Source organism: Pseudoalteromonas sp. SG41-1 (genome assembly GCF_014164575.1).
GTDB classification, from domain to species: domain Bacteria; phylum Pseudomonadota; class Gammaproteobacteria; order Enterobacterales; family Alteromonadaceae; genus Pseudoalteromonas; species Pseudoalteromonas rhizosphaerae.
Genome location: NZ_JACJFL010000008.1, coordinates 107,733 through 129,386, shown reverse-complemented (window position 1 = coordinate 129,386; position 21,654 = coordinate 107,733). Strand labels below are relative to the sequence as shown.

The window sequence follows — 21,654 nt, the reverse complement described above, 5'->3', positions numbered from 1 at the left end:
AAAAAAAGGTTTGTCATAAAACAGACTTTTATGACATCTAAGCTAAACTTAGAATATACCTAGCAATTAAGTTTTTCAGGGTGAGCGTTCACCCGTTTTACTTGATTAGTTGTGTATAGCATAAAAATCATAAAACGTAAGGAAAGTGCTATGGAAAAAGCTTCGAACCTTGATAGTAAAATGTATGTGCTAGATACCAATGTATTGCTTCACGAACCCCTCGCGTATTTATCATTCCAAGAACACGATGTTGTAATTCCCATGACAGTTTTAGAGGAACTGGATCATATAAAAGATCGTAAGCATGATGTCAGCCGTGATGCCCGTGTGGCCATTCGTGGTTTGGATGAAGTACTCAAAGATGCCACACCAGAACAAATGCTCAAAGGTGTCGCTCTACCTAGTAATAAAAAGGCCAAAGCATCTTCGGCTGGCACACTTATTATTGTTAATGATCATTTATTTGCCGATTCTATCTCAGGTTTACCTGGCAACGAAAATGACCACCGTATTATCAATTGTGCCGTGCACCTACAAAAACAACATCCTAATAGCAAAGTGGTGTTAGTTACCAAAGATATTAATATGCGTTTAAAGGCCAAAGGCGCAGGGCTTAAATTTGTTGAAGATTATCGTACCGATCAGCTGATTGATGATATTGCTTTGCTCTCCAGTGGTTATAAAAAAATTGCTGGCGATTTTTGGCAGCATGTGGGCGAATGTGAAACACAACAACATGGTCGTGATGCGTTTCATAAAGTGGCAAAAAGTTTGATCCCCGATGTATTTTGCAATGAATATTTACTTGATGACAGCGGTCAGTTTGCCGCACGAGTCAAATCTTATGATGAGCAGCATATTATGCTCAAAGATATCGGTGTTGAGCGTTTAATGCATCAGTCGGCATGGGGAGTAAAGCCAAAAAATATTTATCAAGGCATGGCAATGGATGCGTTACTCGATACCAGTATTGAGTTAGTTATTTTAACAGGTCCTGCAGGATGCGGAAAAACATTACTAGCGCTTGCCTGTGCTTTGGAAATGGTGGTTGAAAAAGGTATTTACGATAAGGTAATTGTCACCCGAAATACTCCTGAAATTGCTGAGTCGATCGGTTTTTTACCAGGTACCGAAGAGGAAAAAATGGCACCATGGTTAGCTGCGATCACCGATACCTTAGAGGTATTACACAAAGGTGACGAAAATCCTATTTCAAGCCGTAACTATATTATGGAAAAGGCCAACATACAGTTTAAATCAGTTAACTTTATGCGTGGTCGCAGCATTCAAAATGCCGTGGTCATTTTACAACCCCGAATTGGAAAGATTTTAAAGTTTTTACACCCTTGTTTTTATTGGCCTGTAGAAAAAGTAAAAAGAATTTCTCTAAACATGGATTTTTGTAACGACTTTAAGCATTCCCACAATAGCCAATCTTTACAGAGTATTTGTTATTTGGGATGTAAGTACAACACGCATTCTAGCAACGATGCAAACTTTTGGAGGGCTGCGTCATGAAAAGCTCTGTTGAAAACCGAAACCCTCGTGTTCTTGACACGTCTGCGTTGGTTCATGATCCAAAAAGTATCCTGTCATATCAAGATGATATTTACATCTGTCTAACAGTTCTAGAAGAATTAGATAACTTAAAAGAAAGAACTAACAAATCGGTTAGTGCTGATGCTCGTGTATGTATTCGTATGCTTGAAGATATAATAAATGGGCACAGTGCAGAAGAGATGGAAGCTGGTATTCCACTGCCTTCTACTGAAACAGCTGAACGAGGAAAACTGTTTATTGGAATTGATACCCAGCTCGATATGGCTAAAGAGTTAAAGCACGGTATTGGAAGTGACGCTGACAATAGAATAATTAACTATGCACTGTATCTTCAGAAGGACTTAGATAAAGACGTAGTAATTGTTAGCCGTGACATTAATATGCGCTTGAAAGCTCGAACCGTAGGGGTCATGGCAGAAGACGTTGCCGTAGATAATCAAATATCAGATATTGATCTTTTATACACAGGGGTACAAGCCTTTAAAGGAGATCTTTTTGATCGAATTAAATCAGACAAAGACTTCAAGGTTTCAGGAGAAGTTTATACTTTCCCAATAAGTCTATTTAATGATGAAGTTCAGCCAAACATGTATTGGTACGATGAAGCTGGACACATTGGGCGAATTTCAGAAGTAACAGATACTGAGGTATTCACAAAGTTATTGCCTCGTAAACAAGAAAAAGTATGGGGCATTTTGCCTAAAAATCAGCGTCAGGCAGTAGCTTTAAGCCAATTAACAGATCCATATTATGACTTAAATATCATCCTTGGCCCTGCTGGCTCCGGAAAAACTTTTTTAGCAGTTGCTTCGGCGCTGCATCAAGTATTGGAGTTAAAAAAGTACAAAAAAATCGTTGTGGTGCGCTCCAGAGACTTTATGGACGATGATCCGGGGTTTTTACCCGGTGACCTGACAGAGAAATCAATGCCGTTATTAGCAGGTATAACAGATGCGCTTATATCAATGCATTCAGGTGATAACAATGAAGGTAATATTAGTGCAACTGTTGAGCATGTGATCGAAAAAGCCAATATAGAATTTACTAGTATGGCTTACTTCCGAGGTCGTTCAATAGACGATGCTGTTTTAATCATTGATGAAGCTCAAAACATGACTAGAGCGCAAATTAAGGGCATGTTAAGCCGTGGTGGCAAAAATTGTCGCACAATCGTGTTGGGCAACTTAGCCCAGATTGATGATAAGTTTGTCACACCCGCATCTTCAGGTGCTAGCGCGGCTGTTAACGTGTATAGAAACTATGAAAAAGGCTCAGTATTGATATTTGATGAAGTAGAGCGTAGTAGCTTGGCTGAATTCACTGAAAAGAACATGTAGGCATCAAACTACAATTCACATTTCCTTATAATATTGCGACAATAGCCACTGCTTTTTGCAGTGGCTTTTCAGAGAAGCCCGTTCCCACGAAAACAGGACGAAATGGATTTACTCTGAACTAAAAGATTAAATATTCACAAAAACTGAGTGACATAGGTGCGTGGCCTAGCGTTGCCGTTTTTTGGTGTATTGATGTCTTTTAATAAAGAAGACCTGCTAGTAAATATAAAAAGGCAGGCAAAACGATTATCTAAATTATTAACTATTCCCCTTGGACAAGCCCAAGAAGCCCTAGCTATTTGTCTGTATGACTGTAACAGTTACAGCGATTTACTAGTAAAAATAAAAGCTGAATCCTTTGACAACCCATTGATAGCACTGTCTGCTCTCTCACCAAACTCGGAAATATTTTTAGTAAAAATATTAGCTAGCCACCTAGATAGCATCATTGGAAATTTTGAAAAAAAATTTCCCGGTTCCAATATAAATGAAGAATTAGTCATATCCCTTTTCGGACTTAGCTTTGATGAGTTCAAAGCCAAAATTTCTGACTGATTTTGTACAAATCCGTAAGTTGCCATTTAAAAATTTAGCGATATTATGAGTGAAAGGTTGTGCGGACAGCCTACGCCTACACATGTTTTTCGCCTTGAAAAACGTGAACAGTGAAGCGGAGCATCCGTAAAAATTTGGTTATTTGAACAATAAATAAAGCAATGTGTTGGTAGGCCATTGTTTATTGGAAAGTTGTTTGGAGAACTAAGTGATCTCACTTTATCAATTAAAGAATAAGCTCAATAAACAAGCAAAAGAGTTTGCTGAGTTATTAGAGTTTCCTGATCTTTACGCCCAAGGCCTGTGGGCTAGAGGTGTTTATAACTGCCCTCATTTTTCTGATACCCATAAATATCTCTCTGAAGTATTTGAAAAGAAAAAGCTGGACTCAATTCTAAAGCACGATTCCCTGAAATATTTAATGATCAACGAATACGATGATCAAGAAATTATTGAATCGCTTCATAAAGAAATTGAGTCAATGGCAAACCGTATTGAAAGCCTGATGCTGGTAGATATCGAAACATTAGAGTTAGTTTCAGTGATATACCAAGTTTTAGGGTTGCCTGAAAATGCCAAGTTTATTGTAAATACAGGTGCAGACTTCCGCTTAGAGTGGCGACCATACTTTGATGCCTTTGATGATCCGTTGATAGTTCAATATGCAGATTTAAAAGTTCATGGTTGTTATTTCAGGCTAATCGCTTGCAAGTTTCCGTTTGAAAAGCTTTCCTTGGATGACATTAGAAAATACATGTACATCAATCATGTAAACCATAATGGTGAGTTTGAAGGCTGTATTTCTGAAGGAAATACATTTTCTAAGCATGTGCACTGGCTGGTGTTGACACTTGAATTATTCAGTAGCGGCAAAGTAAATAAGGCTCAGTTCAATCCAACAACCTTCAAAATCGAAGGTATGCGCTATTTGGTATATGGCTTCCCATTGATTCCTTCCTTTGTATCTGATTGGCACAAACCTGATTTATGTCTACGAGTCAAAAATCTAGATGGCGATCAGAAGTTCATTGTTCGTATCGAACAGCAAGATCTTGTTTTTTATGCGAGGCGCGTTGATACCAACTTTTTTAACACAATCGATTATGAAAAATACATTTCGTTGTATCAATCTAGTGTTCTGTCACATTTTGATGCTGACAACAATTTGCTTAAAGTTGATGGGGTTAAATATCTAAGTTTTTTTCGTCCTTTTTCTGTAGAAGATATGAAAGGAGTTCAAGCATGAGACCTAGAGTAAAACTAACCAACGCAAAACTTATCTCAATTCAATCTGATACAGAGGAAAAAGTTGAACGGGTGCTTTACGGCACATTTGCTGACGAAAATGAAAATGGTAAAGAAGGAGATGCTTTATTCACGATAAAGGTTTTGGAAATCAATGGTCTAGAAAGTAAGTGCTTTGGTGTTGACTTTTATATCTTAGATGCTGAATCTAAAGAGTTTGATGTAAATGCATTTGAGTTTAATTTAATGCATGAGTGTATGTATTCTCCTAATGAGTTATTAGAGCTGCGAGATATGCTCCCGGCTAGTTATTAGTAAGGGAATACGTTGGATAGAATATATTTAAAGGATGCCTACATAGTATCTGTTTACGACTATAAAGAATTTGAAAAAATATTTCTTGGCGAGTTTTTATCAGGGGGGGTTATTGAAGATGAAACATTCAGGTTTCGGCCATTTCAGCAAATCGTGACTTCAAAGATTGTTAGCAAATCTGCTGATGAGGATAAGTTAGAAATATACACACATAGTGGGAGTTGTTATGTGATTGATGCTGACCATAAGTTAATTGATATTTCATTTGTTGAACTGGTTGTTATGAGAGCAGGAGCTTATTCGGCAGATCGAGTTTTAGAAATGAGAGAGCAACTTAAGTCTCAAAATAAAAGCCATTGAATAGCGAAGATAAGAAGTCTGATGAGATTATTATTTGTCACTTACCTCTTTGAAAAATTTGACGATAATCAAATATTCATAAATGTTTATACAGCATCAATTGACTTAGTCAAAAATTTGCATTAGTATTAGAGATGTATATTTGTAAGAGAATTTTATGTCTAAAGCATTTTCAAAAGTCTTAGTAATGACGCTTATGCTGGTTGCCTTTGTAGGGCAAGCATTTGTGTATTCTGCTATGCCTTGCGAAATGTCATCAGGTTCTCACGAATCACACATGAACATGAACATGGATCATGGTGATATGAATAAAAGCAGTAATGGTCAATCAGAAGATTGTTGTGACGTTGAATGTATTTGTCCTGCAAATGCTTGCTCATCTACGACAGTCCTAAATTCCAGTATTGATTCGACAGATATTCAAATATTCAGTGAATCTGTAGCTGCTCTGCAATCTAAACAACCTCATTCAATTTCCACTTCCCTTTATCGTCCACCAATTTTTGCCTAATACAGGATTAGTGCGTCCAAATTTCTCGCACATGTAATTAATTTTTCTGTTAGTCAATATAGCGTCGTAGCGCTATAGATATTTTCCAGCGATGTCTGGGGGCAAAAATGATCAATAAGTATTTAAAAATAGCAGTAGTAATGCTGCTTTCACCTGCGTTTGCAAACGCCAACGAACATAACCATGCACACAATAACGACGTAACACCTTTGGAGTTAATCGTTTATAAAACCCCTACTTGTGGGTGTTGTAAAAAATGGATAACTCATATTGAAGACAAAGGGATCGTTGCGCATTCCAAAGATTTCCGAAACATCGGCAACATCAAAACTAAGTATGGTATCAAACCTAATTACCGTTCATGCCACACGGCAGTGAGTAGAAATGGATTTGCCTTTGAAGGTCATATACCTGCTAAATTTATTCAGCAGTTCTTATCAGAAGAACATCCCAATGCGATTGGGCTTTCAGTTCCAGCAATGCCAGTTGGCTCTCCCGGTATGGAAGTCGATGACCGCTTTATGCCATACAACGTGTTAATTCTATTTAAAGATGGAACGAGCAAAGTCTATGCAAAAGTTAAGACATACGAGGAGCAATTCTAATGAAATTGAACTCTTCAAACCTTACTTCACTTTCAACTGCATTAATACTCGGCTTATCTGTATTCTCAGCTCAAGCTGAGAAAGTAGTGTCGCTTGAACAAGCTATCACCTTAGCTCAGCAAAATGATCCTTGGCTTCATGGTAGCCGATTGAAACAAAGTGCAGTTGAAAATAGAAGTATTGCTTCAGGTACTTTGCCTGATCCGAAAGTATCGCTAGGGATAATGAATTTACCAACAGATACTTGGGATTTAGATCAGGAAGGAATGACTCAGCTAAAGGTTGGCGTCTCTCAAATGTTTCCGAGAGGCGACAGTCTAGAGATCAAGAAAGACCAGTTACAAATTGAGTCCACGAAATTTCCACTGTTACGAGAGGATCGTAAAGCTAAGTTGATAAGCCAAGTGTCACAACTTTGGTTAGATGCTTACTTAGCCCAACAAACTATTAAATTGATTGAAGATGATTGGTCTCTCTTTGAGCAGATGGCGGAAGTGGCTAAAGCTAGCTATTCAAACGTTGTTGGTAAAACTAGACAGCAAGATGTTATTCGTGCTCAGTTGGAAATCGTGCAGTTAGATGACAGATTAACTTCGCAAAAGCAGAAACTAGAAACGACAATCGCTCGTCTCAATGAGTGGCTTCATATTTACGATGCGGATCGTTTGAATGAATCATTCAACTTTGACGCGCAACCATTAGAGTTTAGCGTCTCAAAAGAATTGCCTTCGATTCAATTGAATAATCCAACAGTCCTAAAAGCATCTAATTACTCAAGAAATCTATTGGCTCAGGAGCTTTCGAATCACCCAGCCATACTTGCAATTGATATAAAACGCAAAGCTTCAGAAAAAGGAATTGAGTTAGCCAAACAGCAATATGAGCCGCAATGGGGTGTTAATGCTAGTTATGCCTATCGCGACAATATGCCCTCTGGTGATAGCCGAGCTGATTTATTTTCTGTTGGGGTAACGTTTGATTTACCCTTGTTTACCGAGAACAGACAAGATAAGCAAGTTGCAGCTTCTATTGCAGATTCAGAGACTATTAAAACCGAGAAACTATTACTGACAAAGCAAATGATCAGTGTTTTAGAAAAAGAACTAAGACAGCTTAAACGCTTATCAGATAGACAATCTATCTATCAAGAACAACTCCTTAAACAAACTCATGACCAAGCAGAAGCGTCATTGACAGCCTACACAAATGATGATGGCGATTTTGCCGAAGTTGTTCGAGCAAGAATCGCAGAATTAAATGCCAGAATATCAGCCTTAAGAATTGATGTTGACGCACTTAAAACAGTTGCTCGTATCAACTATTTCTTTGCGCATTCTCAATCTAACTCAAATGCTGAACATAAGTCGATGCAAACTTCACACAAAACTAATCAGCACTTATCCAGTCAGCAATTTGGAGAAAAATAATGTCAACGAATACAAAAACAATTATTGCCATCATCATTGGGGCAGCACTTGGTGCTGGAGCATTGAGTTTATATCAAGGTACTGGCTCAAACAGTAATAGTAATGAAGCAACATCAGGAGAAAAAAAGCCTCTGTATTGGGTTGCACCGATGGATTCTAATTACCGCCGGGACAAGCCCGGTAAGTCGCCTATGGGGATGGATCTAATTCCAGTGTATGAGGAAGGATCATCTGGTGATGACTTTGGCCCCGGAGCAGTAAAAATTGCGCCTCATGTAGTGAATAACCTTGGGGTTCGCACTGCACCTGTTGAACTGAAAAATATGCATACTGAAATCTCAACGGTAGGTTATGTTCAATATGATGAAGATAAGCTAATTCATATCCACCCACGGGTTGATGGCTGGATTGATAAACTTTACATCAAAGCAGCAGGTAACCCTGTAGAGAAAGGGCAGCCTCTTTATACACTATATTCTCCTCAGTTAGTTAATGCTCAGGAAGAGCTGTTAATAGCGTTAAAGCGCAACAATAGTTCTTTAATTTCAGCAGCCAAAGATCGCCTAAAAGCGTTACAGCTTTCAGCAGACTTTGTTCAAAAGCTAGAAAAGACACGAAAGGTTCAGCAAACAATTACCTTTTATTCACCACAAGCAGGTGTTGTCGATGGTTTGAAGGTTAGAGAAGGTTTTTATGTAAAGCCGGGAAACACCTTATTAAGCATTGGCCAGCTAGATCAAGTTTGGGTTGAAGCAGAAGTGTTTGAACGTGACGCAGCCTTAATTAAAAAAGGACTTCCTGTATCAATGACACTGGATTATTTACCCGGTGAGGACTGGGCTGGTGTCGTTGATTATGTTTATCCAACATTGAACAGTAAAACACGCACACTCCGAGTGAGATTGAAATTTGATAACACAGACTATCAATTAAAACCAAATATGTTTGCACAAGTCTCTATTCACGCTAATCAAGCTGATAGCACCATCCTCGTGCCTAAAGAAGCCGTTATTAGAACAGGTAAACAGGACAGAGTAGTACTTGCGTTAGGTGATGGGCAATTTAAATCTATTGAAGTGACTATTGGCCGGGTTGATATCGACAGCATCGAAATATTAGACGGCTTAAATGAAGATGACGTTGTGGTGACATCTGCCCAATTCTTGATTGATTCTGAATCAAGTAAAAGCTCTGACTTTAAACGAATGACTCATGATGAAGTGCCTAACTCTGTTTGGATGCAAGGGGATGTTAATAGTGTTATGGCAGGGCACCGCATGGTTAATATTTCACATGGCCCTGCTGAAGCTTGGGATTGGCCTGAAATGGTTATGGATTTTACTGTGGCTGAAAAAGTCGATATTGACTCATTAAAGTCAGGTCAATCTTTGCACTTTGAAGTGAGCAAAACCGAAGACGGTGGATATGAAATTACTGGAATTCATATCATGAGTGAGCCTGAAGTATCATCAGCAACAGTATCTGGTTTGATTAATGCGATTGATATTGATACACGGATTCTAAATATTAGCAGAGGCCCAATAGAGAAATGGGATAGACCTGCTGCGACGATGGATTTTATCGTCGCGGACAATATAGAAATGGTTGATTTCAATGTCGGTGATAATGTCACTTTCACTTTTGAGGTTAGAGATGACTTAGTTATCACTGACATTTCTCTTGAATCAGATGAACAACACGGCAAGGAAAATAAAGCTGCTGTTGATCATTCTAATCATTAAGTGGGAGAAAAATAATGATTGAATCAATTATTAGATGGTCTATCGGCAATCGTTTCTTTGTTTTGTTGATTACCTTAATTATCGCGTTTGGTGGTTTGTATTCATTACAAAAAACACCAGTAGATGCACTCCCCGATCTTTCTGATGTGCAGGTGATAATTAAGACGAGCTATCCGGGACAGGCACCACAAGTAGTGCAAGATCAAGTGACGTTTCCCCTTACTACAGCCATGTTGTCAGTACCGGGAGCGCAAACTGTTCGTGGTTACTCATTTTTTGGTGATTCCTACGTCTATATCATTTTTGATGATGATACTGATTTGTATTGGGCTAGAAGCAGAGTACTTGAATACTTAAGCCAAGTAGCATCAAGCCTGCCTGATTCGGCAAAACCACAATTAGGACCTGATGCGACAGGAGTGGGTTGGGTATACATCTACGCTTTAACAGATAAGTCAGGAAACCATGATCTAAGCCAATTAAGAAGTATTCAAGACTGGTTTTTAAAGTATGAACTACAAACTGTTCCGGGCGTGTCTGAGGTTTCCGCCGTTGGCGGTATGGTTAAGCAATATCAGGTGCAAGTAGATCCTGACAAATTGAGAGCTTACGATATTCCTCTAAGTTTAATACAAATAGCCTTACAAAAAGGGAACAAAGAAACTGGCGCATCCGTTGTGGAAATGGCTGAAGCTGAATATATGGTTACCGCAACGGGGTATATTCAATCAGTTAGTGATATAGAGAAAATTCCACTTGGTATTAACGAACAAGGCACGCCGTTGCGTATTGGAGATGTTGCCAACGTTAACCTTGGTCCTCAAATGCGCCGTGGTATCGCAGAACTTAATGGCGAAGGCGAAGTTGTTGGTGGTGTTGTCGTTATGCGCTTTGGTGAAAATGCTCAACAAACCATAAATGGGGTAAAAGAAAAGCTTGAGTCGCTCAAATCTTCTTTACCAGAGGGGGTGGAGGTTGTCCCTGTCTATGACAGATCGAAGTTAATAGATCGTGCTGTTGATAACCTTTGGAGCAAGTTGCTAGAGGAGCTTGCAGTCGTGGCTATTGTCTGTGTGGCTTTCCTATTTCATCTTCGCTCATCTATTGTGGCAGTTATTACTCTGCCATTAGGTATCTTGGTGTCGTTCATTATCATGTATATGCAAGGCATCAATGCCAACATTATGTCTTTAGGCGGTATCGCTATTGCGATTGGTGCGATGACTGATGGTGCAATAGTGATGATTGAAAATATGCACAAGCATATGGAGAAAACACCACTAACAGATGAAAATCGCTGGCAAATTGTTGCTAAGGCTGCGAGTGAAGTAGGCCCTGCACTATTTTTTAGCTTACTGATCATTACAGTCTCATTCTTACCTGTATTTATCTTGGAAGCGCAAGAAGGAAGAATGTTCTCTCCGCTCGCCTATACAAAAACCTATGCAATGGCGGCATCAGCAGGTTTGGCGATCACATTGGTGCCTGTTTTGATGGGCTACTTTATTCGAGGCAAAGTTGTTTCTGAAAAGAAAAACCCGTTAAACCGATTATTGATTGCTATCTACATGCCTGTTTTAAAGCAAGTCATGAAGTTTCCAAAATCGACAATAGTAGCAGCAATATTAGTGACTATCGTTGGCTTTTGGCCTGTCGATAAAATTGGTAGTGAATTCATTCCGCCATTGGATGAAGGCGATCTCATGTATATGCCTACTACCTATCCCGGTATTTCAATTGGTAAAGCAAGGGAGTTATTGCAGCAAACAGACAAGCTTATTCGCACTGTGCCAGAAGTTGAAACTGTATTTGGTAAAGTAGGAAGAGCTGAAACTGCAACCGATCCTGCACCTTTAACCATGATTGAAACCTTTATTCAATTGAAGCCACAAGAGCAGTGGCGAGAGGGTGTGACTACTGAATCGTTAAAAGCTGAGTTTGATAAATTGGTTAAGTTTCCGGGCTTAACGAATGCTTGGGTTATGCCAATCAAGACCCGAATCGACATGTTAGCAACAGGCATAAAAACGCCTGTGGGTATTAAAGTCGCCGGACCAGAGCTTGATGTGATTCAGGAAATCGGCCAACAAATAGAGCAAATTTTACCCGAAGTTACAGGCACAGCATCAGTTTACTCAGAGCGAGTTGCAGGTGGACGATATATCAAGGTTGATATTTCACGCGATAAGGCAAGTCGCTTTGGGTTAAACATCGAAGATGTTCAACAAGTGGTTTCTACAGCTATTGGTGGTATGAATGTTACCCAAACGGTAGAAGGTCAAGAGCGTTACCCTGTTAACTTACGCTATCCGCAAGACTATCGAGACTCTCCTGAGCAGCTATCACGATTACCTGTTGTAACACCAAGTGGTCAACGCATTGCACTAGGTGATGTCGCAGATATTCGAGTTGAGAACGGTCCGCCGGGGATTAAGAGTGAAAATGCTCGTTTAAATGGCTGGACGTTTATCGATATAGACGGTGTTGACGTAGGTACTTATGTTGAAAGTGCAAAAATACACTTGGCTAATAATCTAAAACTACCAGCAGGTTATTCAATTACTTGGGCTGGGCAATACGAATATATGGAAAGAGCGAAAGAAAAGCTCACCTATGTATTGCCTTTAACACTCGCCATTATTGTTATTCTACTTTACTTAAACTTCAGAGCGTTTAGTGAGGTGGCTATCATTATCGTTACCTTGCCGATGGCGATGATTGGTGGCTTATGGTTGATGTATCTGGAAGGGTTTAACTTCTCTGTGGCTGTTGGCGTGGGCTTTATTGCTCTAGCTGGGGTAGCGGTTGAGATTGGTGTGATAATGTTGGTCTATCTCAATCAGGCACTTGCTGAGCTTAAGGAAAAAGCTGAAGAGCGAGCTGAACCTATCTCTGATGATGCATATCAAGATGCATTATTGCACGGTGCAGGCTTACGAGTTCGTCCAGTAATGATGACAGTTGCAACAATCATTATCGGCTTGATGCCCATTTTATATGGTACAGGAACAGGTTCGGAGATTATGAGTCGTATTGCTGCACCTATGGTAGGCGGAATGACAAGTGCTGTGCTACTCACTCTTATTGTGCTCCCAGTAATTTACTCAATCGTTAAAAAGCCAGAATTAAACGCCTTTAACAAGGAGCTTTCTAAGGCGGAGCTAAAAAGTAATGCTTAGCACGGCTAGAAAATATCACAAATGGCTAATGGCATTTGTCGGAATACAATTCCTCTTCTGGTCTATTACAGGCGTGTATATGGTGACTATGGATATTCACTATATACACGGCGAAACCTTGGCTAAGAGTGAGGAAGCCAAAATAGATTTAGCAAGTATGGATTACTCCATTGTAAAGCTAGCTGCGGATTATCCTAAAGCTAGCCAAGTTACACTTACTCAAAGTATGGGCCGTCCTTTGTATTCTTTTATTAATGGAGAAAATGGAAAAGTAGCAATAGATGCTAAAACTGGAGCTGTTCAGGCACTTGTAGATGAAATCAAGGCTAAAGAAATCGCACAATACCATTATACGCTGAATCATCAAATCGACAGCGTAAGGTTGATTAAGTCAGCGACAAACTTGCCTGCTGAGTTGTCCCCAAGGCATTTACCTGTTTGGAGAGTGACGTTTGAGCAATTCTCCACACCGACATTTTATATAAGTCAACAAACAGGATCACTTGTTGCCAAGCGTCATGATTACTGGCGATTGTTTGATTGGATGTGGCGGTTCCACATTATGGATTACTATGATGGAGAAAACGTATCTAACTGGTTTTTGTTCTTGGTCGCAACTCTAGGTCTAATGGGAGCAATTACTGGCGCAGTATTGACTTATTACCGAGTGCTTTCCCCAAATAAAAAGGGAGTCATTTGATGCGACTATTTAAGTTAAATACAACGATACACAAGTGGCTTTCTTTATTTGTTGGTTTACAACTGCTTATTTGGTTGGGAACGGGCCTTTACTTCAATTTGATGGATCACAGTAAAGCCAGTGGTAATGAACTTAGAGTTCATTCTCATCATGAAGGTAGCATTACAGGCTTTGACCTATTCCCTATTAAAGACATTACTAGTAATGCTCCGCAGGAAGTAAACCTTATATGGGTTTTACATCAGCCTTACTATCATTTTGTGTTCGATAAGGGGCAGCATAGCTATCAAGAACGCCACTCAAAGCTATTTGATGCTGTAACAGGAAAGCCATTTAATTTGTCTGAAGAACAAGTACTAACTTTGGCAAAAAACTCCTACTCAGGACAGGGTAAGTTAACTACTCCAGTGTTATCTCAACCTCCGTTTTCTGATCACGTAAGGCAGCAAAATCCTATGTGGCAAGTTGCCGTTGAGGATGAGAACAATACAACTATTTATTTAGATAGTATTACAGGTCAAGTACTTCGCCATGCCAATGATGATTTCAGATTGAAAGATCTGATGATGAAGCTTCACTTTATGGACTATGGCAATTCTGGAGGATTTAACCATTGGTTGATCATTGCATTTGCTTTTGCAACGCTATTCCTTTCAATTACTGGTGTTACTTGGCTGATACAACAGTATCGAAGTGGTTTACTGAAGCTAGGTTGGGGCACTAACAGGCAAAAAGTGGCAGTGACGTTTTCCAATGAAAATACTATTACTGACATCTCAGCAGTTGGTCGCTCAACTGTACTAGAAGGGCTAGCTAGTTCACATGTATACCTTCCTTCAGGTTGCGGTGGTGGCGGTACTTGTGGCAAATGCGTGTTCTTAAGTTCAACTAAATTACCTATCACACTATCTGAACAGGAACATTTATCTCAGGAGCAACTTAAGGAAGGTTATCGGCTTGGATGTCAGCATAGGTTCTCTGAAATTAGTTCGATTGAAGTTAATACTGATCGCAATATTGAAAATCATGAGCTAGTTGTGGTTGCGACTAATTTCATTACTCCTTTTATCAAGGAAGTGAAATTTAAGCTGAAATCAGGCAAACAGTTGGCATTTAAAGCTGGTGCATATATGCAATTTGATGTGCCAGCAGGGATGAATAGCTTACGTCCAGATGATATGCCAGAGTGCTATGAAAAATACTGGGATAGCTACTATCATGGAAAATTTTCTCATAACGGTGTAACTCGCCACTACTCATTAGTTAACTTTGACGAGGAGTCTGATGAGTTAATGTTTAATATCCGTTGGCAGACCGCAAAGAATGGTTTTAAAGCAGGAATAGGTTCAAGTTATTTAGGTTCACTCCAAGTAGGTGAAACGATAACTGCAAAAGGCCCTTTTTCTGATTTTTATGCCACTTCAAATAAAAAAGTTAGTCGCGTGTTTATTGGTGCGGGTTCAGGACTTGCACCACTGAGGTCTATTATTTTTGAACAGTTGAAAAAGCATAAAGATAAAAGTGGTTTGACTCTTATCTATGGTGCGCGAACTGAAGATGACTTGCTATACCATAATGAATTGAAGTCACTGAGTGAGAAGCATAAAAACTTCTCTTATATTCCTACTCTTTCTAATCCTTCAGAAGAATGGCAAGGGCACTCAGGCTATGTTCAAAAAGTACTTCTGCCGTATATGAACCAAAAATCAGAACTGCTTTTGGCTGAGTTTTACTTGTGCGGTCCAGAAGCAATGATGAGTGAAGTGGAAAAAATAATTACAGATGCTGGGATTCCAAGTAATCAAATTTTCAAAGATAAATTTAGTCGTTAATCCATTAAATAAATAGAGGTATATATGAAAACATTAATTAAATTTTTAACCGTAATCAGTGTCGTTTTTAGTAGTGCGGTATTTGCGCATGTGCATCTTGAAAAAAGTGTGCCTGCTGATAATGCAATGCTAATGAATCCTCCAGAAGAGTTAACTTTGGTGTTCACCAAAGAGGTACGGGTTGTAAAAGTTTCATTGGCCAATAAACAAGGCGAAGAATTTAAATTTGGATTCGAGCCTTCTAAAGTCGCTACTAGCAAATTTACATGGAAACTACCTAAATTAGCTCCTGCAAACTATGCTGTGGATGTAACCTTCTTAGGTAACGATGGTCATAAAATGAAACATAGCTTCGGCTTTATGGTTCACTAAAATAGGCGGTGTGATTGATATGGAAATGTATATCTGGAATACAGTCATTGTACTGTCAAAAATTGTATTTTACGTCGGCTTTGCCTGTATTGCTGGTTATACATTTTTCAGGCAAATATTTGAGAATAATGAATCTCATACTAATGCTGTAATAGCGAATTTAACGTGGACAAGAACTTATATAGTTATGGCTTTGATCGCTAATATTACTTGGTTCTTTGCCAGTACTGGTGCAATGGCAGAAGAGGGAATTCAGGGGGCGATAGACGCTGATATATTGGCTATTATGTGGGACTCCTCTGTCGGCACTGGAGCTTTGCTTCGAGCGCTTGGGCTAGTTACCGCAATAATCGCTTTAGCTTTAAGGTTCAAACTCGCTGTGAACTCGTACTTAAAACAAAGCGCTTTAATGTTGAGTTTATTAATCCTTGCATACTCATTCACGTTACTGGGTCATATTTCTGAGTTAGGCACAATTGAAAAAGGCTTGCTTATTTTGCATGTGCTCGTTATGGCATGGTGGTTTGGGGCGTTATTGCCACTAAAACAGGCTTGCCATCAGCTAAGTTATGCAGAACTTCATTTGCTGATGGAAAGCTTTGGCAAACAAGCAAGTTTTACATTGAGCCTATTGTTGGTAGCAGGCCTCTGGCTCGTGATTCAATTGGTCGGAAGTCTTGATGCACTAATAAGCTCAAGTTACGGACAAACACTGTTGTTTAAATTGGCCCTTGTAGTGTCTATTTTGGCACTTGCTGCTAAACATAAACTAATACTCGTTCCACAACTTAAAAATAGTCAAGGCAGAGAGGCTTTATCTAAATCTATCTCGATAGAAATGGTAGTAGCTTTTGCCATTTTATCTGTAACGGCTGGGCTTACTAGTGTTGTTGGCCCTGCAAATTAAAACCTAAAAGAGAAAATGAAAATGAAAACAATAAATATCCTACTCGTTTTATTAATGACGTTTAGTTTCGCAGCAAACGCTCATGGTGATAAGAATAAAGACAAAGGATTGTTTAAAGGTGTAGATACACCAGCCGCAAAAGTTGTTTTGGCATTTCATCAAGCACTTGAAACTGGCAATCAAAAACAGGCTAGAGCGCAGTTAGCGGATGATGTCACCATTTTCGAGGGAGGCCGCGTTGAAAGGAGCGCTGATGAATATGCTCATCATCATATGTTGTCGGATATGAAGTATTTAGCAGCGATGAAGAGCGACACACTTGAACATCAAGTGACGATACTTGGAAATACAGCTATCTCTGCCTCGCGTAGTCAAACTAAAGGTACTTACAATGGTGAAGAACGTGATTATCAAGGGATGGAAACAATGGTTCTCGAAAAGCAAAACGGTGAATGGAAAATTAAGCACATTCATTGGTCACACTAATTTATTGGTCAAACCTCGGAGAGTAAAATGAGAATTAAAGATCCATTACATCAAATTTCTACACCGCGTAGACGCTTTGTACAAGGTTTAGCTGCTGGCGGTATATTAGCTGCTTTTCCAAGCATTCTTCATGCTGCTTCATCTTTAGTGGCTGGAACAATAACAGGTACTGTGCCCGAACTAAGTGGAGAAATAATAGATCTGGTGATAGATGAGTCACCCGTAAACTTCACAGGTGTTGTAAGAATGGCTACAACAATCAATGGCTCAATACCAGCTCCTACCTTGCGCCTCAGAGAAGGTGATGACGTTACTATCAGGGTAACTAATAAATTATCAGTGCCGAGTTCAATTCATTGGCATGGGATCATTCTTCCGTATCAAATGGATGGCGTACCGGGTATTAGCTTTAAAGGTATAATGCCGGGTGAAACCTTTGTTTATAAATTTAAGCTGCAACAAAGCGGCACATATTGGTATCACTCACACAGTGGCTTTCAAGAAATGACAGGTATGTACGGCGCATTAATTATTGAGCCAAGAGAAAAGGATATTATTAGTGCTGACAATGAGCATGTTATCCAATTGTCTGATTGGACTGATGATGACCCAATGGATTTGTTCCGCAAGTTAAAAGTACAGAGCGATGTATTTAACTTTAATCAACCTACTGTTCCAGAGTTTTTTGATGACATTTCAAATAGCAGCGTTTCAAATGCGCTACAACGCCGGGAAATGTGGAATAAAATGAGAATGAACCCTACAGATCTTGCAGACTTATCAGCATCTGCAATGACTTTTTTAATGAATGGTTGTGCGCCTTTGACAAACTGGCGTGGAATGTTTAAAGCTGGCGAAAAGGTTAGGCTTAGATTTATTAACGGTTCTAGCAATACGTTTTTTGATGTAAGAATACCTGAGCTGAAGTTAACAGTTGTACAAGCTGATGGACAAAATGTTGAACCTGTGACAGTAGATGAATTTAGATTTGGTCCCGGTGAAACTTATGATGTACTTGTCGAGCCAAAAAATGATGCATATACGATTTTTGCACAAAGCATGGATCGCTCAGGTTATGCTAAAGGTACTTTATCAATGGCACCTAATATTGATGCACCAGTACCTGCTCTAGATCCCGTTGAATGGTTAACGATGACAGATATGATGGGGAATATGGCCCAAGGTGGTGAGCATTCCGCGATGGCAGGTATGGCAGACATGTCGGGCATGAATTCTAATAAAATGGATCATAGTGCAATGGGTCATGGAGCGATGGCAATGGATCATAGTAAACATGGAATGACTAAAAACCCATTAGCTGTTGCTAGCACTAAAGTGCGTCATGCAAAAACAGAGTATGGAGCTTCTGTTGATATGCGTGTTGATATGCCTAGAACAAACCTTGATGATCCCGGTATAGGTTTACGTAAAAATGGACGCCGTGTTTTAACACTTGCAGATTTACATTCTCTTGAGGGAATTACAAACCAGCAAGAGCCAGAGGCTGAAATTGAATTACATTTAACTGGAAACATGGAGCGTTATAGCTGGTCATTTGATGGCTTGGAATTTGGAAAAAGCACGCCAGTTCACATGAAGCATAATCAACGTTTAAGAGTTATTTTACAAAACGATACAATGATGACACATCCCATGCACCTGCATGGTATGTGGAGCGATTTGGAGAATGAAAAAGGTGATGTACAGGTTCGTCGCCATACTATCCCTGTACAACCAGCGCAAAGAATTAGTTTTTTAACAACACCTCATGACGTAGGTCGCTGGGCATGGCATTGCCATTTATTATTCCACATGGATGCAGGTATGTTTAGAGAGGTAGTTGTATCATGAAAAAATTAATACTAACCAATACGTTAAGACTATTATTAATAGGTTTGCCCCTTATAAGTGTATCTGTATCTGCAAAAGATGAGATGACTGAGATGGGTGATTCTAAAATGCAAGCACAAGGTGGAGATGCACCTAAAGATGCTAGAGACCCCCATGCTTATGCAGCAGGTACAACTTTGACTGAAGGTCCTTATGCACTCAGTAGCGACAAACGACTGACTTTGGCAGATGAGCATTCATTTTACGCGCTACTAGGGGATCGTCTTGAATATAATGAGCAAACAAACGCAGGTGTTTTTGACTTTCAGGCATGGTATGGCACTACTTTTGATAGATTAGTCATCAAAACTGAAGGAGATTTTAGCGAAGGTAATTTAGAGGAGAACCAAACAGATTTTCTATGGGGCCACGCAATATCTGCTTATTGGGATACACAAGTCGGTATTCGACTTGATTACAATAACGAAGGTGAAAACCGCAAATGGCTAGCTTTTGGTTTACAAGGTCTAGCCCCCTACTGGTTTGAAATTGATATGACTGCGTATTTAGGAGAGCAAGGTAATAGTGCATTTTCGATCGAAGCTGAGTATGAGCTATTACTTACTCAAAAGTTAATTGTTCAACCACGAGCAGAGTTGACGCTTTACGGTAAGGATGACGTCCAAAATAACCTTGGTAGTGGCTTGTCTAGCAGTGCTATTGGTTTTCGGGTTCGTTATGAGTTTACCCGCCAGTTTGCTCCCTATGTTGGCGTTGAGTGGACAAATAAATTTGGTAATACAGCCGACTTTGCGAAGTTAAATGGGCAAAGTACTCGTGATACTGCTTTTGTTGCAGGTATCAAGTTCTGGCTCTGATATGAAGAAATACTATATTGACTTGATGAGAGCTACCGCAACTATATTGATGGTAGCTTTCGTTTTTTGGGATTTAAACCATTTTAGTTATGTTAGGAAAGGCCTAGCTAATAGTTTTTTTGGAAAGAACTAAGAGCAGTAATAGTAAGCTACTTCTTGTTTTCAATCGGTGCCAGTCTGGTGTATACCTATCAAGGTGGAATATCAGCTAAGAAGTAAAGTTGGCGAATGGTTAAGGTTAAAGAGTCAAGGCAAAAAACATCGCCATTGAAAGACGTACAATAGGCCATTTTATCACTTTTGATGAACGGGAATTGGATGTGCCCGGGATAGAACCGATTGTTGCAAAGTACTGCGCTTAAAGCTGAACAATTGGAAAAATGATCCATTACTCAATACCTAGTTATGAGCGTAGGGTTTTTATTTCTTTTAATGGTGCTCATGCTTGGCTTCAATCTCATGAGTATAAATTAGACACCCCTTTTATACTTGTGAAGTTAAAGCTGTTTAAAAAAGTAAAAAGTAAAAAGTAAAAAGTTTAGGTTTTAGTTCAAAGGTTGATCAAGATCATAAAATTATTTTTATAAAGTGGCTAATATTGTAGGTGATAAATAAGGAATTAAAATGTTTGGACTTTTCAAGTGGTTTAAAATAGTGGTAATTACTCTGTTGCTTACGCAGCATGGCTTTGCTATTGCTAAACCAATGAATTGTGAAGAACATCAAAATGGATCTTCCGACACGCATATTATACAACCAAGCAAAAATATGCATCATCAATCAATGAATGACAATAGTCACTATCACACTGAAAATTCGCAAGATTCTAAAAACCGTCATGGTGATGAAGACTGTGAAAAATGTAAAGCTGGTGATTGTGTTTGTTGTGAAGGCGGTTTTTGTACAAGCTTTCATTTAAATGCCTATCTTGTGGAAGCGCAAGACGAAGGTATTTGCAATATTCATTCTGAGCTAATTCTACAGCGTATACCCCTACCAAAATCTGGTATCCATCTCTTACTTTATCGTCCACCAATTATTGGCTAATCACGGGATCAGTGCGCCTTTTTTTCGCCAGTCCCATCAAAAATAAAACGATTTACTGATTGGTTTAAATTACCAACCGTTTTGAACAATTAGCACAATATTTTTTGGAGGCATGATGAACATGCTCAAACTATTGCTATTTACAGTACTTAATGCTGTCGATTTTGACCGAGATTTCTCTTTTACCAAAAAATTAGTTTTTAGCTTATTCACTAGAATTAGTACTTGACCTGTGTCTTAGACACAGGTCTAAGCTGAAGATGAGAGTACAAACTTAGCTAAAAAACTGAGGAGTGAATATGAAAGTTGCGGAGCTGGCAAAAAGCCTTGGAACGACTGCTGATACGGTGCGCTATTACACCAGATTAGGATTGTTAAAACCTGCTAAGTCAGTGAACGGCTACAAGTCATACTCGAATAAAGAAGTATCGAGACTTAAATTCATTTTAAGTGCCAGAAACCTTGGTTTTTCCGTTGCAGATATCAAGGAAATTATTAATGAATCTGAAGATGGTAAAAGTGCGTGCCCATTAGTCAGAAGCCTGATCAAAGAGCGGCTTGAAGAAACAGAAAAGCAGTTTCAAGCAATGTTGGCACTTCGAGGAAAAATGTCTTCTGCGCTTTCTCGATGGGAAGAAATGGAAGACAAAGCACCGACTGCAAACATGGTTTGTCATCTCATCGAAAACTTTGAGCAAATTAAAAAAGCATAGGAGGAAAAAGGGTGGCTACTAACACAAATATAAAAACTGAATCAGGCTGTTGC

At 39.2% G+C, this 21,654-nt stretch carries 20 protein-coding genes; all 20 read left to right on the top strand.

Going from position 1 to position 21,654, the window contains the following annotated elements; genetic code table 11:
- Nucleotides 1-150 precede the first annotated feature (150 nt).
- Nucleotides 151-1,518, top strand: a complete 1,368-nt coding sequence (locus tag H5203_RS07755; protein WP_182819552.1) for a PhoH family protein — start codon at nucleotides 151-153, stop codon at nucleotides 1,516-1,518.
- On the top strand, nucleotides 1,515-2,897 hold the full coding sequence (locus H5203_RS07750) for a PhoH family protein (protein ID WP_182819551.1): 1,383 nt from the start codon (nucleotides 1,515-1,517) through the stop codon (nucleotides 2,895-2,897). Before H5203_RS07755 ends, H5203_RS07750 begins: the two co-directional genes overlap by 4 nt.
- A gap of 192 nt (nucleotides 2,898-3,089) precedes the next feature.
- The gene (locus H5203_RS07745) at nucleotides 3,090-3,452 is read left to right on the top strand and encodes a hypothetical protein (RefSeq protein ID WP_024595179.1); all 363 of its coding nucleotides are present in this window, start codon (nucleotides 3,090-3,092) and stop codon (nucleotides 3,450-3,452) included.
- Between the two features lie 208 nt (nucleotides 3,453-3,660).
- Nucleotides 3,661-4,698: a hypothetical protein gene (locus H5203_RS07740; protein ID WP_013465892.1), complete on the top strand. Its 1,038-nt coding sequence runs from the start codon at nucleotides 3,661-3,663 to the stop codon at nucleotides 4,696-4,698.
- On the top strand, nucleotides 4,695-5,012 hold the full coding sequence (locus H5203_RS07735) for a hypothetical protein (protein WP_008109627.1): 318 nt from the start codon (nucleotides 4,695-4,697) through the stop codon (nucleotides 5,010-5,012). Before H5203_RS07740 ends, H5203_RS07735 begins: the two co-directional genes overlap by 4 nt.
- 12 nt (nucleotides 5,013-5,024) lie before the next feature.
- Nucleotides 5,025-5,372, top strand: coding sequence for a hypothetical protein (locus H5203_RS07730; RefSeq protein ID WP_016899198.1), 348 nt, complete (start codon nucleotides 5,025-5,027; stop codon nucleotides 5,370-5,372).
- 157 nt (nucleotides 5,373-5,529) lie between these two features.
- Nucleotides 5,530-5,883: a hypothetical protein gene (locus tag H5203_RS07725; RefSeq protein WP_182819550.1), complete on the top strand. Its 354-nt coding sequence runs from the start codon at nucleotides 5,530-5,532 to the stop codon at nucleotides 5,881-5,883.
- 107 nt (nucleotides 5,884-5,990) lie between these two features.
- On the top strand, nucleotides 5,991-6,488 hold the full coding sequence (locus H5203_RS07720) for a DUF411 domain-containing protein (RefSeq protein WP_004589252.1): 498 nt from the start codon (nucleotides 5,991-5,993) through the stop codon (nucleotides 6,486-6,488).
- Complete coding sequence (locus H5203_RS07715) at nucleotides 6,488-7,915, top strand: TolC family protein (RefSeq protein WP_182819549.1); 1,428 nt, start codon at nucleotides 6,488-6,490, stop codon at nucleotides 7,913-7,915. The genes H5203_RS07720 and H5203_RS07715 overlap by 1 nt, the downstream gene beginning before the upstream one ends.
- Nucleotides 7,915-9,657: an efflux RND transporter periplasmic adaptor subunit gene (locus tag H5203_RS07710; protein ID WP_004589254.1), complete on the top strand. Its 1,743-nt coding sequence runs from the start codon at nucleotides 7,915-7,917 to the stop codon at nucleotides 9,655-9,657. The genes H5203_RS07715 and H5203_RS07710 overlap by 1 nt, the downstream gene beginning before the upstream one ends.
- A gap of 14 nt (nucleotides 9,658-9,671) precedes the next feature.
- Nucleotides 9,672-12,836: an efflux RND transporter permease subunit gene (locus tag H5203_RS07705; RefSeq protein WP_016899201.1), complete on the top strand. Its 3,165-nt coding sequence runs from the start codon at nucleotides 9,672-9,674 to the stop codon at nucleotides 12,834-12,836.
- Between the two features lie 88 nt (nucleotides 12,837-12,924).
- Nucleotides 12,925-13,536: a PepSY domain-containing protein gene (locus H5203_RS07700; protein WP_259401916.1), complete on the top strand. Its 612-nt coding sequence runs from the start codon at nucleotides 12,925-12,927 to the stop codon at nucleotides 13,534-13,536.
- On the top strand, nucleotides 13,536-15,368 hold the full coding sequence (locus tag H5203_RS07695) for a 2Fe-2S iron-sulfur cluster-binding protein (RefSeq protein WP_024596190.1): 1,833 nt from the start codon (nucleotides 13,536-13,538) through the stop codon (nucleotides 15,366-15,368). Before H5203_RS07700 ends, H5203_RS07695 begins: the two co-directional genes overlap by 1 nt.
- Nucleotides 15,369-15,392: 24 nt before the next feature.
- Nucleotides 15,393-15,740 (top strand): copper resistance CopC family protein, encoded by a 348-nt coding sequence (locus tag H5203_RS07690; RefSeq protein WP_004589258.1) that lies wholly within the window; start codon nucleotides 15,393-15,395, stop codon nucleotides 15,738-15,740.
- 19 nt (nucleotides 15,741-15,759) lie between these two features.
- Nucleotides 15,760-16,647, top strand: a complete 888-nt coding sequence (locus tag H5203_RS07685; RefSeq protein WP_024596191.1) for a copper resistance D family protein — start codon at nucleotides 15,760-15,762, stop codon at nucleotides 16,645-16,647.
- Between the two features lie 15 nt (nucleotides 16,648-16,662).
- A complete protein-coding gene (locus H5203_RS07680) occupies nucleotides 16,663-17,133 on the top strand; it encodes a DUF4440 domain-containing protein (RefSeq protein WP_024596192.1) in 471 nt (156 codons plus the stop codon).
- A 27-nt stretch (nucleotides 17,134-17,160) separates the two neighbouring features.
- Entirely contained in the window at nucleotides 17,161-18,984 is a 1,824-nt protein-coding gene (locus H5203_RS07675) for a copper resistance system multicopper oxidase (protein ID WP_013465888.1), read from the top strand.
- A complete protein-coding gene (locus tag H5203_RS07670) occupies nucleotides 18,981-19,841 on the top strand; it encodes a copper resistance protein B (RefSeq protein WP_004589262.1) in 861 nt (286 codons plus the stop codon). The genes H5203_RS07675 and H5203_RS07670 overlap by 4 nt, the downstream gene beginning before the upstream one ends.
- 624 nt (nucleotides 19,842-20,465) lie before the next feature.
- Nucleotides 20,466-20,888 (top strand): hypothetical protein, encoded by a 423-nt coding sequence (locus H5203_RS07665; RefSeq protein WP_010558026.1) that lies wholly within the window; start codon nucleotides 20,466-20,468, stop codon nucleotides 20,886-20,888.
- Between the two features lie 299 nt (nucleotides 20,889-21,187).
- Nucleotides 21,188-21,601, top strand: coding sequence for a MerR family transcriptional regulator (locus H5203_RS07660; protein ID WP_008467855.1), 414 nt, complete (start codon nucleotides 21,188-21,190; stop codon nucleotides 21,599-21,601).
- Nucleotides 21,602-21,654 lie beyond the last annotated feature (53 nt).

Coding starts and splice junctions, on each gene's coding strand:
- H5203_RS07755 (WP_182819552.1), top strand. CDS start 151: ATGGAAAAAGCTTCGAACCTTGATAGTAAAATGTATGTGCTAGATACC.
- H5203_RS07750 (WP_182819551.1), top strand. CDS start 1,515: ATGAAAAGCTCTGTTGAAAACCGAAACCCTCGTGTTCTTGACACGTCT.
- H5203_RS07745 (WP_024595179.1), top strand. CDS start 3,090: ATGTCTTTTAATAAAGAAGACCTGCTAGTAAATATAAAAAGGCAGGCA.
- H5203_RS07735 (WP_008109627.1), top strand. CDS start 4,695: ATGAGACCTAGAGTAAAACTAACCAACGCAAAACTTATCTCAATTCAA.
- H5203_RS07725 (WP_182819550.1), top strand. CDS start 5,530: ATGTCTAAAGCATTTTCAAAAGTCTTAGTAATGACGCTTATGCTGGTT.
- H5203_RS07720 (WP_004589252.1), top strand. CDS start 5,991: ATGATCAATAAGTATTTAAAAATAGCAGTAGTAATGCTGCTTTCACCT.
- H5203_RS07715 (WP_182819549.1), top strand. CDS start 6,488: ATGAAATTGAACTCTTCAAACCTTACTTCACTTTCAACTGCATTAATA.
- H5203_RS07710 (WP_004589254.1), top strand. CDS start 7,915: ATGTCAACGAATACAAAAACAATTATTGCCATCATCATTGGGGCAGCA.
- H5203_RS07705 (WP_016899201.1), top strand. CDS start 9,672: ATGATTGAATCAATTATTAGATGGTCTATCGGCAATCGTTTCTTTGTT.
- H5203_RS07700 (WP_259401916.1), top strand. CDS start 12,925: ATGGATATTCACTATATACACGGCGAAACCTTGGCTAAGAGTGAGGAA.
- H5203_RS07695 (WP_024596190.1), top strand. CDS start 13,536: ATGCGACTATTTAAGTTAAATACAACGATACACAAGTGGCTTTCTTTA.
- H5203_RS07690 (WP_004589258.1), top strand. CDS start 15,393: ATGAAAACATTAATTAAATTTTTAACCGTAATCAGTGTCGTTTTTAGT.
- H5203_RS07685 (WP_024596191.1), top strand. CDS start 15,760: ATGGAAATGTATATCTGGAATACAGTCATTGTACTGTCAAAAATTGTA.
- H5203_RS07680 (WP_024596192.1), top strand. CDS start 16,663: ATGAAAATGAAAACAATAAATATCCTACTCGTTTTATTAATGACGTTT.
- H5203_RS07675 (WP_013465888.1), top strand. CDS start 17,161: ATGAGAATTAAAGATCCATTACATCAAATTTCTACACCGCGTAGACGC.
- H5203_RS07670 (WP_004589262.1), top strand. CDS start 18,981: ATGAAAAAATTAATACTAACCAATACGTTAAGACTATTATTAATAGGT.
- H5203_RS07665 (WP_010558026.1), top strand. CDS start 20,466: ATGTTTGGACTTTTCAAGTGGTTTAAAATAGTGGTAATTACTCTGTTG.
- H5203_RS07660 (WP_008467855.1), top strand. CDS start 21,188: ATGAAAGTTGCGGAGCTGGCAAAAAGCCTTGGAACGACTGCTGATACG.